The organism is Klebsiella sp. WP8-S18-ESBL-06 (assembly GCF_014169755.1).
GTDB lineage: Bacteria > Pseudomonadota > Gammaproteobacteria > Enterobacterales > Enterobacteriaceae > Kluyvera > Kluyvera ascorbata_B.
This window is the reverse complement of the sequence record NZ_AP022256.1, coordinates 89,354-104,005: the sequence shown is the minus strand read 5'-3', so window position 1 is coordinate 104,005 and position 14,652 is coordinate 89,354. Positions and strand designations below refer to the sequence as shown.

The 14,652-nt window shown below is 56.7% G+C and carries 14 protein-coding genes and 2 pseudogenes; 7 read left to right on the top strand and 9 right to left on the bottom strand.

Annotated elements, in window-relative coordinates:
• Positions 1 to 2 precede the first annotated feature (2 nt).
• The 8 genes and pseudogenes from fliJ to H7R76_RS00450 form a co-directional block, all read right to left on the bottom strand.
• On the bottom strand, positions 3 to 449 hold the full coding sequence (fliJ, locus tag H7R76_RS00480; RefSeq protein WP_106924886.1) for a flagellar export protein FliJ: 447 nt from the start codon (positions 447 to 449) through the stop codon (positions 3 to 5).
• A gap of 6 nt (positions 450 to 455) precedes the next feature.
• Positions 456 to 1,775, bottom strand: a complete 1,320-nt coding sequence (gene fliI, locus H7R76_RS00475; protein WP_106924885.1) for a flagellar protein export ATPase FliI — start codon at positions 1,773 to 1,775, stop codon at positions 456 to 458.
• Positions 1,762 to 2,511, bottom strand: a complete 750-nt coding sequence (fliH, locus tag H7R76_RS00470; protein ID WP_106924884.1) for a flagellar assembly protein FliH — start codon at positions 2,509 to 2,511, stop codon at positions 1,762 to 1,764. Before fliH ends, fliI begins: the two co-directional genes overlap by 14 nt.
• Positions 2,512 to 2,514: 3 nt before the next feature.
• Entirely contained in the window at positions 2,515 to 3,540 is a 1,026-nt protein-coding gene (locus H7R76_RS00465; RefSeq protein WP_106924883.1) for a flagellar motor switch protein FliG, read from the bottom strand.
• The gene (fliF, locus tag H7R76_RS00460; RefSeq protein WP_106924882.1) at positions 3,512 to 5,200 is read right to left on the bottom strand and encodes a flagellar basal-body MS-ring/collar protein FliF; all 1,689 of its coding nucleotides are present in this window, start codon (positions 5,198 to 5,200) and stop codon (positions 3,512 to 3,514) included. The genes H7R76_RS00465 and fliF overlap by 29 nt, the downstream gene beginning before the upstream one ends.
• 10 nt (positions 5,201 to 5,210) lie before the next feature.
• On the bottom strand, positions 5,211 to 5,579 hold the full coding sequence (fliE, locus tag H7R76_RS00455; protein ID WP_182966690.1) for a flagellar hook-basal body complex protein FliE: 369 nt from the start codon (positions 5,577 to 5,579) through the stop codon (positions 5,211 to 5,213).
• Between the two features lie 19 nt (positions 5,580 to 5,598).
• A pseudogene (locus H7R76_RS25205) lies at positions 5,599 to 5,766 on the bottom strand (helix-turn-helix domain-containing protein); the annotation flags it as partial.
• A gap of 93 nt (positions 5,767 to 5,859) precedes the next feature.
• A pseudogene (locus H7R76_RS00450) lies at positions 5,860 to 6,630 on the bottom strand (sigma-54 interaction domain-containing protein); the annotation flags it as partial.
• A gap of 514 nt (positions 6,631 to 7,144) precedes the next feature.
• Between H7R76_RS00450 and H7R76_RS00445 the strand changes: the two are divergent.
• The 7 genes from H7R76_RS00445 to H7R76_RS00415 are packed head-to-tail and all read left to right on the top strand — an operon-like array spanning position 7,145 to position 13,428.
• Positions 7,145 to 8,029, top strand: coding sequence for a FliM/FliN family flagellar motor switch protein (locus H7R76_RS00445; protein ID WP_182966686.1), 885 nt, complete (start codon positions 7,145 to 7,147; stop codon positions 8,027 to 8,029).
• The gene (gene fliN, locus H7R76_RS00440) at positions 8,022 to 8,420 is read left to right on the top strand and encodes a flagellar motor switch protein FliN (RefSeq protein WP_106924878.1); all 399 of its coding nucleotides are present in this window, start codon (positions 8,022 to 8,024) and stop codon (positions 8,418 to 8,420) included. Before H7R76_RS00445 ends, fliN begins: the two co-directional genes overlap by 8 nt.
• Entirely contained in the window at positions 8,417 to 9,157 is a 741-nt protein-coding gene (fliP, locus tag H7R76_RS00435; RefSeq protein ID WP_106924877.1) for a flagellar type III secretion system pore protein FliP, read from the top strand. The genes fliN and fliP overlap by 4 nt, the downstream gene beginning before the upstream one ends.
• A 2-nt stretch (positions 9,158 to 9,159) precedes the next feature.
• Positions 9,160 to 9,432: a flagellar biosynthesis protein FliQ gene (gene fliQ, locus H7R76_RS00430; RefSeq protein ID WP_061280600.1), complete on the top strand. Its 273-nt coding sequence runs from the start codon at positions 9,160 to 9,162 to the stop codon at positions 9,430 to 9,432.
• A 6-nt stretch (positions 9,433 to 9,438) separates the two neighbouring features.
• Positions 9,439 to 10,212 (top strand): flagellar biosynthetic protein FliR, encoded by a 774-nt coding sequence (locus H7R76_RS00425; protein WP_106924876.1) that lies wholly within the window; start codon positions 9,439 to 9,441, stop codon positions 10,210 to 10,212.
• Positions 10,212 to 11,345, top strand: coding sequence for a flagellar biosynthesis protein FlhB (gene flhB / locus H7R76_RS00420; RefSeq protein ID WP_182966684.1), 1,134 nt, complete (start codon positions 10,212 to 10,214; stop codon positions 11,343 to 11,345). The genes H7R76_RS00425 and flhB overlap by 1 nt, the downstream gene beginning before the upstream one ends.
• On the top strand, positions 11,332 to 13,428 hold the full coding sequence (locus H7R76_RS00415; protein ID WP_106924874.1) for a flagellar biosynthesis protein FlhA: 2,097 nt from the start codon (positions 11,332 to 11,334) through the stop codon (positions 13,426 to 13,428). Before flhB ends, H7R76_RS00415 begins: the two co-directional genes overlap by 14 nt.
• Before the next feature lie 200 nt (positions 13,429 to 13,628).
• On the opposite strand, the gene H7R76_RS00410 is transcribed toward H7R76_RS00415, so the two are convergent.
• Positions 13,629 to 14,618 carry a lysozyme inhibitor LprI family protein gene (locus H7R76_RS00410; protein WP_106924873.1) on the bottom strand — a complete coding sequence of 330 codons (990 nt, stop codon included), beginning with the start codon at positions 14,616 to 14,618 and terminating at the stop codon, positions 13,629 to 13,631.
• Between the last annotated feature and the right edge of the window lie 34 nt (positions 14,619 to 14,652).

Genomic DNA, 14,652 nt, shown 5'->3' with positions numbered 1-14,652 from the left:
AATTATCGCTGCCGTGCCGCGGCCTGCTGCTGGCGTAGCCAGCACTGGGCAGAAACCGCATCCGTCATTTTTTGCTCCCGACGGTTGAGCTCCATCCGGCGGTCGCTGCGTTTAGCATCCAGCACCAGCTCAAGGCTTTTCTCGCGCTTTGCCTCAGCCAGCAGGTTGCCCTGAATTTTATTGGCTTCAAGCGTTGCCAGCGCCTGCTCTTGTTTCTGCCAGTCGATAACACGCTGAATATTATGTTTATATTTCGACTGATTGATCATCATGACGGCGCTGTTCACGCTCTGCGACGCCAGCCCGGAGGCCAGCGAGGTCAGCGCATCTATATTCTTCTCAAAGCGTTGGCAGACCTGCTTTTGCGACGCCAGCTTCGCGCTAAGATCGTCCACCGCGCGGGTGCGCATCAGGTGAAGCTGTTCCAGCGTAGAAATCAGTTTGCTCATCGTGCATTACCCTGCTTGCGCCAGCGTGCGCAGGTCATTAATGGTGGCATCCATTAACGCTGCGTCCTGAACTTCCTGTTGTAAGAATTGCGTTATCGCCGGCGAGAGCCGCACGGCCCTGTCGGCCAGCGGGTCGGCCCCGGCCACGTAACCGCCGAGTGGAATCAACGGCTTAATACTCTGGTATTCGGCATACAGCTGCTTGAGCGTACGTGCGGCCAGCTGATGATCGCGGCTCGTGACCTGGCTCATACAGCGGCTGATAGACTGGCCAATATCGATAGCCGGGTAGTGTCCCGCCTCCGCCAGATGGCGCGAGAGAACGATATGACCGTCGAGTACCGCGCGCGCGCAGTCAACGATCGGATCCTGCTGATCGTCCCCTTCCGCCAGCACGGTATAGAGCGCCGTCATCGATCCGCGGCTTTCACTATTACCCGCGCTCTCCACCAGCCGGGGGATCATGCTGAACGCCGACGGCGGGTAGCCTTTGGTGGCCGGCGGCTCGCCGAGCGACAGCGCAATTTCACGCTGTGCCATGGCGTAGCGGGTCAATGAATCCACCAGCAGCAGTACGTCTTTGCCTTTATCGCGGTAGTAGCTGGCGATGGTGTGGCACAGCTCGGTGGCCTTAATACGCATCAGCGGCGATTCGTCCGCAGGCGCGGCAACAATCACCGACTTCGCCAGCCCTTCGGCCTGCAGGGCGTTCTCAATAAACTCTTTGACCTCACGACCGCGTTCGCCGATCAGCCCGACCACGACCACTTCAGCCTGGGTGTAGCGGGTAATCATCCCCAGCAGTACGCTTTTCCCTACGCCGCTGCCCGCCATCAGCCCCACGCGCTGACCTTTTCCGATGGTCAGCAGGCCGTTTATCGCACGTACGCCAACGTCCAGCGGTGCTTCCACCGGCTGGCGTTTTAATGGATGCACCTGCGGTAGCTGCTGTGGCAACAGGGTGTCGCCGCCCAGCTTGCCTTTGTCGTCCAGCGGTTCGCCCAGACCGTTCACCACGCGCCCCAGCCACTGGTCGCCAATCATCACGCCTTCGCTTTTCCCGGCAGGGAACACGCGCGCACCGGCGATCAGACCGGAAGGCTGCTTAAACGGCATCAGGTAGGTGACGTCACGGTCGAAGCCGACGACCTGAGCGTCCATCATTTCTTGCTCGATGCTTTCAACATGGCACAGCTGGCCAATCGCCAGACGGCAGCCCACGCACTCCAGCAGAATGCCGTTTACCCGCACCAGACGCCCGGCAACGCGCGCCAGATCGATCTGCTCAATCGATCGCAGCGCCTGCTCGAAATCAAGGCTGCTCATGCGCGGTTTCCGGCAGCAGGTTGTCTTTTAGCACTGACATGCACTGATCGAGGCGATGCTGGCAGCCAACGTCCATCTCGGTCGTATCGGTCACCACGCGGCACTCGCCAGGTTCCAGCGCCGAATCGGCGGTCAGCCCCCATTCGCGGGCCTTTTCCGGCTCCGCTTCACTGATGCGGCGGAATTCTTCGGCGTTCAGCAGGACGCGAACCTGCTCAGGCGGCTGCGGCAGGCTGGTCACCGCCTCTTCCACCAGCGCCAGTAGCTGGGTCGGATGCAGCGCCAGTTCGCAGCGAATCACCTGCCGCGTCACTTTTTCCACCAGCTGCATCAGCTCTTCGCGACGACGCTGTTCGTAGCGGTCAAGAAACTGCTGCACGTTGGCGGTCATCTGCTCAAACGGCGCCGCGGCGTCCAGGAACTGCTGACGAGCCTGCTGTTTACCGTCGGCCAGGCCCTTACGCATCCCGTCTTCAAAGCCCAGACGTACGCCTTCCTGATAACCGTCTTCTTTGCCCTCTTCCCGTCCCTGCGCAAAGCCCTGGCTCACGCCTTCACGGAAGCCTTCCTCAAGCTGCTGCTGATATTCGGCCGGGTCCGGCGCCGCCACCGCGTTGTCTTCTAGCGGCGCATCGGGGGTCGCCCAGCGTTTACGCAGCGGCGGAAATCGATGCAGCTGCGGCTTGACGGCGGTCGATCGAGCGGCGGACAGCGGGAAGCTCCGTTTTTTGAACATGGCTTATTCCACCGTCTGCTCGGCGAACAGCTGAACCTGAATCTCGCCTTCTTCCACCAGCTGACGCAGGGTCTGCATGATCTCTTTACGCACCTGTTCGATACGGCTGACCGGCACCGGCCCCAGACGGGTGGTGGTGCTTTGCAGCAGCGTCACCTGACGTTTTGGCATAACGTTGAAAATGGCCTGACGCAGCACCGGCTCGGTGCCCTTCAGCGCAACGGCCCATTCGTCGATAGGCACCTCATCCATCAGGCGCTGCAGCGTCATCGGCGTCTGGCGGCTGAGGATGTAGAATTCGTACATTTCGTCCTGCAAATCGTCCACCACGCTTTCGTCACGCTCGCGCAGCTGCTCCAGTAGCTCCTGCTGATTGCTCGGAATACGGTTGACGATGTTGGCGGCGTGCTTAATGCCTGCCACCTTCGAACCGTGCTCGGACAGCACCGCAATGCCGCGGTCTATCAGGCGGTCCAGTTCATCAATGACGTCACGGTTAACATCATCAAGCCGCGCGATGCGGTAGATGATTTCGTCCTGACGCTCTTTCGGCAGCACGCTCAGCACGCTGGCGGCAATATCCGGCGGCAGGAAGGCAAGGAACACCGCCTGCAGCTGCAGGTGCTCCTGCTCAATCAGCGCCGCCAGCTGTGGGGTATCGACCCACTGCAAGCGCGCCATGCGATAGCGGATCTCATCGCCGTAAATGCCGTTAATCACGCTGCGGGCGATTTCGCCGCCCAGCGCTTTTTCCAGAATGCTGCGCAGGTAGTAGCGCGAGGCACCGTTGATGCCGCTCTGCTCGCGATAGTCAGAGAAGAAGTTGTTCATCGCCTGACGCGCGTGGTTGACCTTTACGTCGTGCAAACGCGCCATGGTTTCGCTTAGCAGCACCACCTCTTCGCGGTTCAGCTTCTGCATCACCTGCGCCGCCGCTTCTTCACCCACGCTCATCAGCAGGATGGCCGCCTGCTCCAGGCGGCTACGGCTACCCGAACTGCTACTCCGACTTACTGTTGCTTCGGTCATTGCTGTTAATCCATTGTTTCAGAACTTCCGCTACGCGCTCAGTCTCACTCTGGGCCAGGACCTGGAGGTACTCCACTTTGGTTTCCAGGCCGGAACTTTGCGGCGGCAGCAGATCATCATTGTTATTGAAGGCCGTGCTCGGCAACCCGGTCAGGCTGTCCTGCACCACGTCAGATTCATCGGTCAGCAGGTCTTTGTCATTCTGCTCAACCTCATTGACCAGACGCTCACGACGGCCCAGACGTTGGGCCAGCGGGCGCACGCCAAACAGCAGCGTCAGCAGCGCCAGCAGGCCAATGCCGCCGTTCTGCCCCCAGTACTGCATATCCGGGTCTTTCCACCATTTCTGACTCAGCGCGCCGTCGTTCACCGGGGCGGTAAAGGCCAGTACGTCCAGCGTCAGCGCATCGCCGCGCTGTTTATCAATCCCGGCGGCGCTCTCCACCAGACGGGTAATCGCGGTCAACTGCTCAGGGGCGATATTCGCCAGCGCGGGCGCCGTTTGGTTCAGCGCCACGGCCACGCTCAGTTTCTCCAGCTTGTAGCCGGGGTGACGGATATGGCGAATATCGCGGTCGAAGGCGTACTTGCGCTGCTCCTGGCTACGGCTGGTAAGGGAACGCGGATCGCTGGTGTTGTTTGCGGCCGTCGTTGCCGCAGCCGGAGCCGCTGCACCGGCAGCCTGTGCCGCCGCGGCCTGCGGGTTCTGGTTGACGGGACGGTTGCTCAGCGAGCCGGGAATGCCAAACGCCATCTCATTGGTGGTGTTTTCCTGACTCAGCTGCTCATCGCTGACGCGCGGATCTTTACCCAAGCGCTCCTGAGTTTCTTCCACGCGGCTTAGGTCTACGGTCGGCGCCACGCTGATACGGTAGTTGCCTGCGCCCACCAATGAAGTCAGCAGGCTGGCGATATTTTTACTGGTATCTTCGCGAATGCGCTGCGTAACGTCGTCACCCAGACGCTTGCCGGCAATACTGCCATCCGGGCCGGCGACGCCGTCCGACAGCAGGTTACCCGCCTGATCGACCACCCGCACGCTACCCGCCGCCATGCCCGGCACCGAACCGGAAACCAGCTGTACAATAGAGGCGACCTGTTGTTCATCCAACTGTCGCCCATAGCGCAGCTGCACCACGACCGAGGCGCTGCTATTCGGTTTATTCGTCAGGACGAACGAGCTGGACTCGCTCAGCCCAAGGTGCACGCGCGCGTGCTCTACCGGCTCCAGCGCCATAATGCTTTTTGCCAGCTCACCTTCCAGGCTGCGCTTGTAGCGCACGTTCTGAATGAACTGGCTGCTGCCGAGCATTTCTTCTTTGTCCATCAGCTCGTAGCCGTCCGGCGTCGCCGCGCTGATGCCCTTTGCCGCCAGCGCCATGCGCGCCTGCGACAGTTTATTTTCGGTCACCAGCACCTGGCCGTTGTCAGGGTTAATGCGGTAGGCAATATTTTCTGCCCCCAGCACGTCCACCACCTGGGAAACGGGCACCTGTTCCTGCGCGCCGTACAGCGCGACATAGCCCTGATTGCGGTTCCACAGCGACGCAATGATGGCGATAGCCAGCACCACGCCGCCGGCAATCGCCAGCAGCTTAGGATTGTTTACGCCAGTGGGCAGAGAGATGGCAGGGAGGCGAGCTTTGATTTTGTTTAACACGGTACAGACCTTACAGCGAAATATTCATCACTTCGTCGAGCGCGCTGTTGAGCTTATTGCGCACCTGCATCATCGCCGAGAAGGCCACGCTGGCTTTCTGGCTTTCGATCATCGCGCCGGCTAAATCGTCGCTCTGACCCATATCAATGGCGGTCTGTTTGGCGCCCGCGCTGTGCTGCAGGGCGTCAACGTTGTCGATGGCGTTGTTTAACACGCGGGAGAAAGAGACCGGGTTAGCGCTGGCGAACGCGCCGTTTGCGGGCGCAATCGTCTGGGCGGCGCTGGCCGAGCCGGCAGACGCCAGCATCGCCGTCTGCTGCATACGCTCCAGCAGCGCCTGTTGCACGGTGTTAATACCTGCGGCGGCAATCTTATCCATTATTTGTTCCTTTCTGGCCTCAGGAATAACATTCGATATCAATGCCTTCATCACGCATTGACGCAAGGCGGTAGCGCAGAGCGCGCGGCGTAATACCTAAAAACTCCGCGGTTTTGGATTTATTGCCCTTATGGCGCTTAAGCAGATCGATAATGTACTGGTACTCCGCCAGGCGGCCGTGCAGCTTCACATCACGGATGGCGGAACTGCCGCTGTCCTGCTCGCGGTAAGCGGGCATCACGCCCACTGCCGGCGTTTCCGGTAGCGGCACGCGCGCTACCAGCCCGAAGTCGGCGGCTTTAATTTCATCGCCGTTGCCGAGAATCATGCCGCGCTGGATAACGTTCTCCAGCTCGCGCACATTGCCCGGCCAGTCGTAGCCCAACAGCGCATTGCGCGCATCGTCGCTCAGGCGAACCTCTCCTTTGTGGAAGGCACGGTATTTGGCGATAAAACGCTGCACCAGAGGCAGGATGTCCTGCTTACGTTCGCGCAGCGGCGTAATATGGATAGGCACGACGGAAATACGGTAGAACAGATCCTGACGGAATCGTCCTTCGGCAATTTCCTGCTGTAAGTCTTTATTCGTAGAAGCAATCAGGCGAATATCCAGCGGAATACGTTTATGGCTTCCCAGACGTTCAACTTCCTGTTCCTGTAATACGCGCAGGAGTTTTGCCTGTAACGGCAGCGGCATATCGCCGATTTCGTCCAGCAGCAGCGTACCACCGTTCGCCTGTTCGAATTTTCCGGCCACGCTGGCGACCGCACCGGTAAACGCACCCTTTTCATAACCAAATAAAACAGCTTCCAGCATACTCTCTGGAATAGCGGCGCAGTTAACCCCGACGTACGGGGCTTCACTGCCGCAGGCATGCTCATGGATATATTTAGCGACACACTCTTTTCCGGTTCCTGTTTCACCGGTCACCAGCACGGACACATTATATTTAGCAACGCGTCGAGCTAATGAGATTACGCCCACGCTGGCAGGAGATGCGGCGATAAAGCCTTCCCCATGACGATCTTCACGTTCAATAATAATGCTCATTTTGGAGTACCAGTAAAAAATGACAAAAAAGATAACGCGCTAAATCTTTATTAAACGTGCGCTGTAATCACCTTGCTACATAGAAGATTAAAAGCGTTTTATAATGCTAATAAAGATTAAAGACTGCGGTATTATCACGAGGAAAGATTCCTTCCGTGAAAATATGTTGCCTAGTATACCCATCGACTAAGAATTGTCTCATTTTTAATGAATATTAAAACATTAATCTTTTAATTTCATACACTTAAAGAAGTTATTAATCAACGCAAAGGCGGAAAAATAATGGATTAATAACTGATGGATACTTGCAATAATAGTCAAGGAAAGGTCTAATTCACACCCTGAATAAAAGGCATTCGGGTTCTCGCCTCGCGATGAAGCTTCGATGTTGATGTAAAGCGTCACAACTTTCTCAAAACTCAAATGCTTCCAGGAAAAAAATTCGTGACCGTGATCAATAAATATCGCGGTGCACTCTTTTCACATCAGGTAACGTTATCAAACCGGAATAAATATGTACTCAGCTTCACATCGAATCAGAATTCATCAGCAGGATAGTCTCCCTGACCTGGTAAAACTTGATGTCAGCAAACTTGGTCGCCCATGGCATAAGCTGCCGAAATTAATGAACGACAGCTTTGACATTCTGGACGCGCGCCTGAGTATTTATTTTCTGAAGAAGCTACGTGTTAATGCCGCGTTAGAATCCATGACCTTTGCTATCGATCAGCATTATAAAAATGCACAGATATTCTCTACGCCTTATGGGAATATTGCCTTTGTAATCGACAGAATATTATTACTGAACATCCTCCATGATTATTATGGTCTGAGTAAAGACAGCAGCCATATTGAGCCGGATGAATCGTTACCGATCACCAAAACGGAAGAACGCCTGAAAAGCAAGCTGGGCCAGGAGCTGACCTCGCTGATTATTTGCAAAGAGACATTTGGTGAAGACCTGGACATTAAAGTTGATTATTCCACGGTGATTAATCAGTGGGCCTGGTGCATTACCTTCACTCTGGAAGGCTACAGCCACGGCAGCTTTAGCGTCCTGCTCGACAGCCCGCATATTGACCAGATGCTGGCGGCGCTGCGCGCGCCGGATAACTGCGCGCGCGGCGTAGAAAAAAGCGTCAGCCTGAGCCCGGCGCAGATCGAACGCCTGTTCGACAGCCTGCCGCTGAAGCTCGACGGCCGCCTTGCCACCCTCAACCTGACCGTCGCCCAGGTTGCCGACATCAAGCCCGGCGACATTATCCCGATCGCCATTAATGACCCTTTACCGGTATTTATCGGTAAAGAGCAGATTTTTGAAGCCACTATTGCCGAAGATCGCAGCAAGCTTTTCTTATGCGATATCCATGACAAGACAATCGAGAAGCCCTATGAGTGATTTACAACAAGAACTGAGCCAATCCTTGGATCTGGACGACCTGAACCTCAGCGATATGACCCAGGACGAGATGGTTGAAGGCAACATCCGCCACGATTTGCAGCCGGAAACACGCAATACGCCGCTGACTGACGTGCGTCGCATGGCGCTGTTCAGCCGTATCCCGGTAACGCTGACGCTGGAGGTCTCCTCCGTCAATATCTCGCTGGCCGAGCTGATGGCGGTGAACAGTGACTCGGTCATTGAGCTGGATAAAATGGCCGGCGAACCGCTGGATATCAAGGTCAACGGTATTGCGTTCGGTAAAGCGGAAGTGGTGGTGCTGAATGACAAATACGGCCTGCGTATTATCGAATTCAACGCCAAAGAGCTGGGCGAGCTGACCCGATGAACCGCGCGTTTTATCCGCTGCTGCTGATTGGCCTGCTGTTCGCACAGCCCGTGCTGGCGGCGAACGGCGACATCACGCTTTTTAGCACCACGGCAAACGGCGCCGGGCAGGATTACAACGTCAAAATTGAAATCCTGATCCTGATGACCCTGCTCGGCCTGCTGCCGATCATGGTGCTGATGATGACCTGCTTCACCCGATTTATCATCGTGCTGGCGATTCTGCGCCAGGCGCTGGGCTTACAGCAGAGTCCGCCGAACAAGATCCTCACCGGCATCGCGCTGGCCTTAACGCTGCTGGTTATGCGCCCGGTATGGACCACCATTTACGCCGACGCCATCGAGCCATTCCAGAATGACCAGATCACCCTCAAGCAGGCGCTGGTTAACGCCGAAGCGCCGCTGAAACGCTACATGCTGGCGCAGACCAACAATAAGGCGATGGCGCAAATCATGACCATTGCCGGCATTGAAGGCGATGCCCGCGAGCAGGATCTGACCATCGTCACCCCGGCCTACCTGCTGAGCGAGCTGAAAACGGCCTTCCAGATTGGCTTTATGATTTACATCCCGTTCCTGGTTATCGACCTGATTGTCGCCAGTATTCTGATGGCGATGGGGATGATGATGCTGTCACCGCTGATTGTCTCATTGCCGTTTAAGCTGATGCTGTTCGTACTGTGCGACGGCTGGACGCTGATTGTCGGCACGCTGACCTCCAGCGTACAAGGATTGTAGCGATGATGAATATGGACACCGCGGGAGACATCATGGCCTCCGGCATTCACCTGGTGTTGCTGATCTCCGCCGTGGCGATTATCCCGAGCCTGTTGGTGGGTCTGTGCGTGAGTATTTTCCAGGCCACCACCCAGATTAACGAACAGACGCTGAGCTTCCTGCCGCGCCTGGTGGTCACGCTCGGCGTGCTGATTTTCGCCGGAAAATGGATGTTGACGCAGCTGGTCGATTTTACCGTCCAGATTTTCCATCAGGCGGCGGCGCTGGTCGGTTAAGCCACAATGGGAATCGATATTCAGACGCTGTGGACGCCGATAATGGCGCTCGTACTGCCATTCTTCCGCATCCTCACGTTCCTGCATTTTGTGCCGGTGCTGGATAACCGCGTCTTTTCGCGCCGCATTAAAATTGGCACCGCGATGGCCCTGGCGATCATCATTACCCCGATGCTGCCCAATAACGTGGTGCTCAATGAGCTGCTGTCGGTACGCTCAATCCTGCTGATTGGCGAACAGCTGCTGTGGGGATTCTTCTTCGCCATGGCGCTCCAGCTGGTATTTGTGGCGCTGCAAACGGCGGGGAATATTCTGTCGATGAACATGGGGCTCGGGATGGCGATGATGAACGACCCGGTCAACGGCAGCTCGACGACGGTTATCTCGCAGATCATCTACGTCTTCTGCGCCCTGCTGTTTTTTATCATGGACGGGCACCTGCTGCTGGTAACGATTCTGTTTAAAGGCTTCAGCTACTGGCCTATCGGCCAGGCCATTAACCAGCCAACGCTGATGCTGATAGGCCAGGGGCTCGGCTGGATCATGGCCTCCGCCACGCTGATTGCGCTGCCCACCACCTTCGTGATGCTGATTGTACAGGGCGGTTTCGGCCTGCTGAACCGCGTCTCGCCGACGCTCAACCTGTTTTCCCTCGGCTTCCCAATCAGCATGCTGTTTGGCCTGCTGTGTATTTCGATGCTGGTCACCAACATTCCTGACCACTATCTCAATCTGACCAACGAAATTCTGGCGAAACTCGACGCCATAAGGGTGCAGTAATGGCCTCCAGCGGCGATAAAAGCGAAAAACCCACCGCCGGGAAGCTGCGCAAGGCGCGGCAGAAAGGGGATATTCCCCGTTCAAAAGATTTAACCATGGCGGTTGGGCTAGTGGCGTCATTCTTCACCCTGACCGCTTTTCTACCCTATTACCGGCAGCTGATTGGCGAGTCGTTTGCCGCCGTCGGCACGATGGCGCAAGACCTCGATAACCCAAACGTTTTGAACCAGTTTCTACTGCTGAACCTGTGGGTATTGCTGCGCTTTATTGCCACGCTTATCCCCATTCCCATGGCCTGCATGATTGCCAGCCTGGTGCCGGGAGGCTGGATTTTTACGCCGTCAAAACTTAAACCCGACTTTAAGAAGCTCAGCCCCATCAGCGGCCTTAAGCGCATGTTCTCCGCCAGCCATTACACGGAAGTGGGGAAGATGATGCTGAAATGCGCGACGATCCTCGCCGTTATCTACACGATGGTGCACGATCAAATGGACAGCCTCCTCCATCTCCAGCGGCTGTATCTGTATCAGGCCATCGGCCATGGATTCGGTATTTTCCATCACGTTGTCAGCTATTTTGTCGCCGTTATCGTTATTTTTGCCCTGCTTGATGTGCCGTTGAGCAAGTTCATGTTCACGAAGAAGATGCGCATGACCAAGCAGGAAGTCAAAGAAGAGTACAAAAATAACGACGGTAACCCGCAGATTAAGGGCCGTATTCGCCAGCTCCAGCGCCAGATGGCGATGGGGCAAATCTCGCGCACCGTACCCGAAGCCGATGTGATCATCACCAACCCAACCCATTACGCGGTGGCGCTGAAGTATGACCCGCAGAAAGCGGAAGCGCCGTATATCGTCGCCAAAGGCATTGATGACGTTGCGCTATGGATTCGTGAAGTGGGCGCCAGCCACAACGTTGAAGTGGTGGAGTTTCCGCCGCTGGCACGTGCGGTGTACTACACCACCCGCGTCAACCAACAAATTCCGGCGCAGCTGTTTCGCGCCATCGCTCACGTCCTGACCTACGTCATGCAGCTGAAGTCGTGGCGCGAAGGTCGCACTGAGCAAAAACCAAGCCTGAACAGGCATATAGACATTCCTCAAGAGGTATTAAAAGCCAATGGCGAACAGTAAGATGCACAACATGTTCGGCATGCTCCGTAAGGCGCAGATTGCCGTGCCTATCCTGCTTCTCTGCGTGCTGGCGATGGTGATCCTGCCGCTGTCACCGCTGATGCTGGATATCCTGTTTACCTTCAACATTGTACTGGCGGTCATCGTGCTGCTGGTTTCGGTGAATATGCAGCGTCCGCTGGACTTTGCCATCTTCCCGACGCTGCTGCTGATCACCACGCTGATGCGTCTGACGCTGAACGTGGCGTCCACGCGCGTGGTGCTGTTGAACGGTCATCAGGGGGAAGGCGCGGCTGGTAAGGTTATCGAAGCCTTTGGCCAGGTGGTGATCGGCGGCGATTTCGTTGTGGGTTTCGTGGTGTTTATCATCCTGATGATCATCAACTTCGTGGTGGTGACCAAAGGTGCCGAACGTATCTCGGAAGTGTCGGCTCGCTTCACGCTGGATGCACTGCCGGGTAAACAGATGGCGATTGACGCCGACCTGAACGCCGGGCTGATCAACCAGCAGCAGGCGCGTACCCGCCGTCAGGAAGTGGCGAAAGAAGCCGACTTCTACGGAGCCATGGACGGTGCGTCGAAGTTCGTGCGCGGCGACGCCATCGCCGGCATTATGGTACTGATCATCAACGTCATTGGCGGTATCTGTATCGGTATCTTTAAATACGATCTCGATGCCAGCCACGCCTTCCGCCAGTACGTCCTGTTAACCATCGGTGACGGCCTGGTCGCCCAGATCCCGTCCCTGCTGCTGGCGACCGCCGCCGCCATCATCGTCACCCGCGTCAGCGAAGGTAACGACGTCAGCGACGAAATCAAAACCCAGCTGCTCTCCAAGCCGAAGGTGCTGTACACCGCGGCATTCGTGATGTTCACCCTCGCGATCGTGCCGGGTATGCCGCATATCGCCTTCCTGAGCTTTACCGCGCTGCTGCTGTTCGCGGCATGGCGACAAAGCAAAGCGGTTCAGCCCGCACCGCAGGAAACGGACATGGAGGCGATCGGCGAAGCGCTGGCGCCGGACGCCAACCCGGCGATTACCTGGGACAGCATTCCGCTGGTTGAGCCAATTGGCCTGAACCTCGGCTACAAGCTGGTGACTATGGTCGATGAGTCCAAGGGCAGCCCGCTGTCGCTACGCGTGCGCGGGGTGCGTCAGGTCATTTCGGAGGTGTGCGGCGTGCTGCTGCCGGAGATTCGCATTCGCGAAAACTTCCGCCTCAAGCCCGCCCAGTATGCTATTCACATCAACGGCATCCGCACGGCGATGGGTGAGGTGAACGCGGACAAACTGATGGCGATCCCCGGTACCGAGCTCTACGGTGAAATCGACGGCGTACTGGATACCGACCCGGCCTACGGCATGGCCATTGTCTGGATCGATCAGGACCAGAAGGCTAAGGCGCTAAACCTGGGCTATCAGGTTGTGGACTGCGCCAGCGTCGTGGCAACGCACGTCAACAAAGTGGCGCGCGAGCACCTGCCGGAACTGTTCAACTATGATGACATTACCCATCTGCACGCCCGTCTGGCGCAGCAGGCACCGAAGCTGGCGGAAGATTTAAACGCTGCGCTCAACTACAGCCAACTGCTGCGTATCTATCGCCAGCTGCTGCTGGAGCAGGTCTCGCTGAAGGATATTGTCACCATCGCCTCCACCCTGCTGGAAAGCGCGGCGGTCACCAAAGATCCGGTGCTGCTGACCTCGGACGTGCGCTACGCGTTGCGCCGCGCCATTGTGCACAACATCAACGGCGATCGCCCACAGTTGGCGGCATATACCATTGATAATCAGCTGGAAAATATGCTGCTGGGGGCGCTTAATCAAGCACAGCAGGCGGGCAAAGTCGCGCTGGACAGCTTCCCGGTCGACCCGAATATTCTGACCCAGCTGCAAAATACGATGCCGATGATTTATGAGCAGATGAAAGCAAAAAGCCTGCCGCCGCTGCTGCTGGTGACGCCACAGCTACGGCCGGTCATTTCACGCTACGGACGCCTGTTTGCCAGCGGGCTACACGTGCTGTCATACAATGAAGTGCCGGACGATGCCGACCTGAACGTGGTGGGCACGCTGGCGTAAATGCCCCCAACCGGGTAATGCTGGTCAGTTAAGGCGTTGAATCCAGGAGCAGGAATGGTAGGCCGGATAAGGCGTTTACGCCGCCATCCGGCAATCAGCGCGCAGTGTGCCGGATGGCGCTTTGCTTATCCGGCCTACGAATCTCGCTTAACTGAGAGGCATTGCCCAACCGAGGGCCTCGATCGCCCCCGGAACAGCGGCTACTGCTCCATATAGCGCAGCTTCCACTCAGCGATGGTGCGCGGCATTTTTGCCACGGCGTTTCCCTGGGTGCTGAAGTACGAGAACGTCAGCTTACCATTGCCGTCCGGCTCAACCCGCGCCGCCCAGATATTGCTCTTCGTAAACATGATAATCGCCGTGCGGGTATTCGCTGCGCCGCGTACCCACATGGAGAGCACCGTGGCACCAATATTATCTATATCTTCATGATAAATGTAGACATTAGCACTATCGACGAAACGCTGATAGTCATCACCCACCAACGTACGGAAGCGTGCATCCATCTGCGGATCGGTAAATATTTCCAGCGACAGCAGCGTTGCCTTCGGCCGGGGATCGGTTTCCGACTTCAGATAGCGGCCATCGATAAACGCGCCGTTGGGCAGCGATAAACGACAGCCCCACTCCGCGTTGCTGTAGGCCTGAATCGCCCCGCTTTTACGCGGAATAAACAGCACCTTACACTGTTTACTGTCGACCATACTTTCAATCAGCACCATGCCGTTAATCTTGCGGGCCTCGGCGGTAAACTCATCTTTATTCAAGCCGGCCCAGATACGAATATCGGCGATAATCGACCAGTCGGCGCTGTGGCTGAACTGCACCACGCCGCCGCTCATGTTCGCGGCGCTGGTGTTCCACCAGCGGCCTTCCCAGGAAAATCCCGGCTGCGCTTCGGCTATTTTACCGATCCCGGCGTAATAGGCGCGCTCGATACATTCATCGGACGAACACCACTCCAGCGATTTCTCCCAGGTTTCATATTCCTGATGCACCTGCCGCGCATCCCGCGTCACCAGCATTGCGCGATAGACGGTCGACATGGTGTTATCCAGCCAGTTCAGGTTGTCGTTATTACAGATAGTATTTTCCAACGGCGTCTTGGCACGCTGGCAGTTCACCGCCAGTGCGCTGGACGCGAAACAGGCCGTAATAAGAATGAGTAAATTAATCAGGTGCTTAATCATTTAGAATATTTTTTAACCAGTATGGGCGCTTATT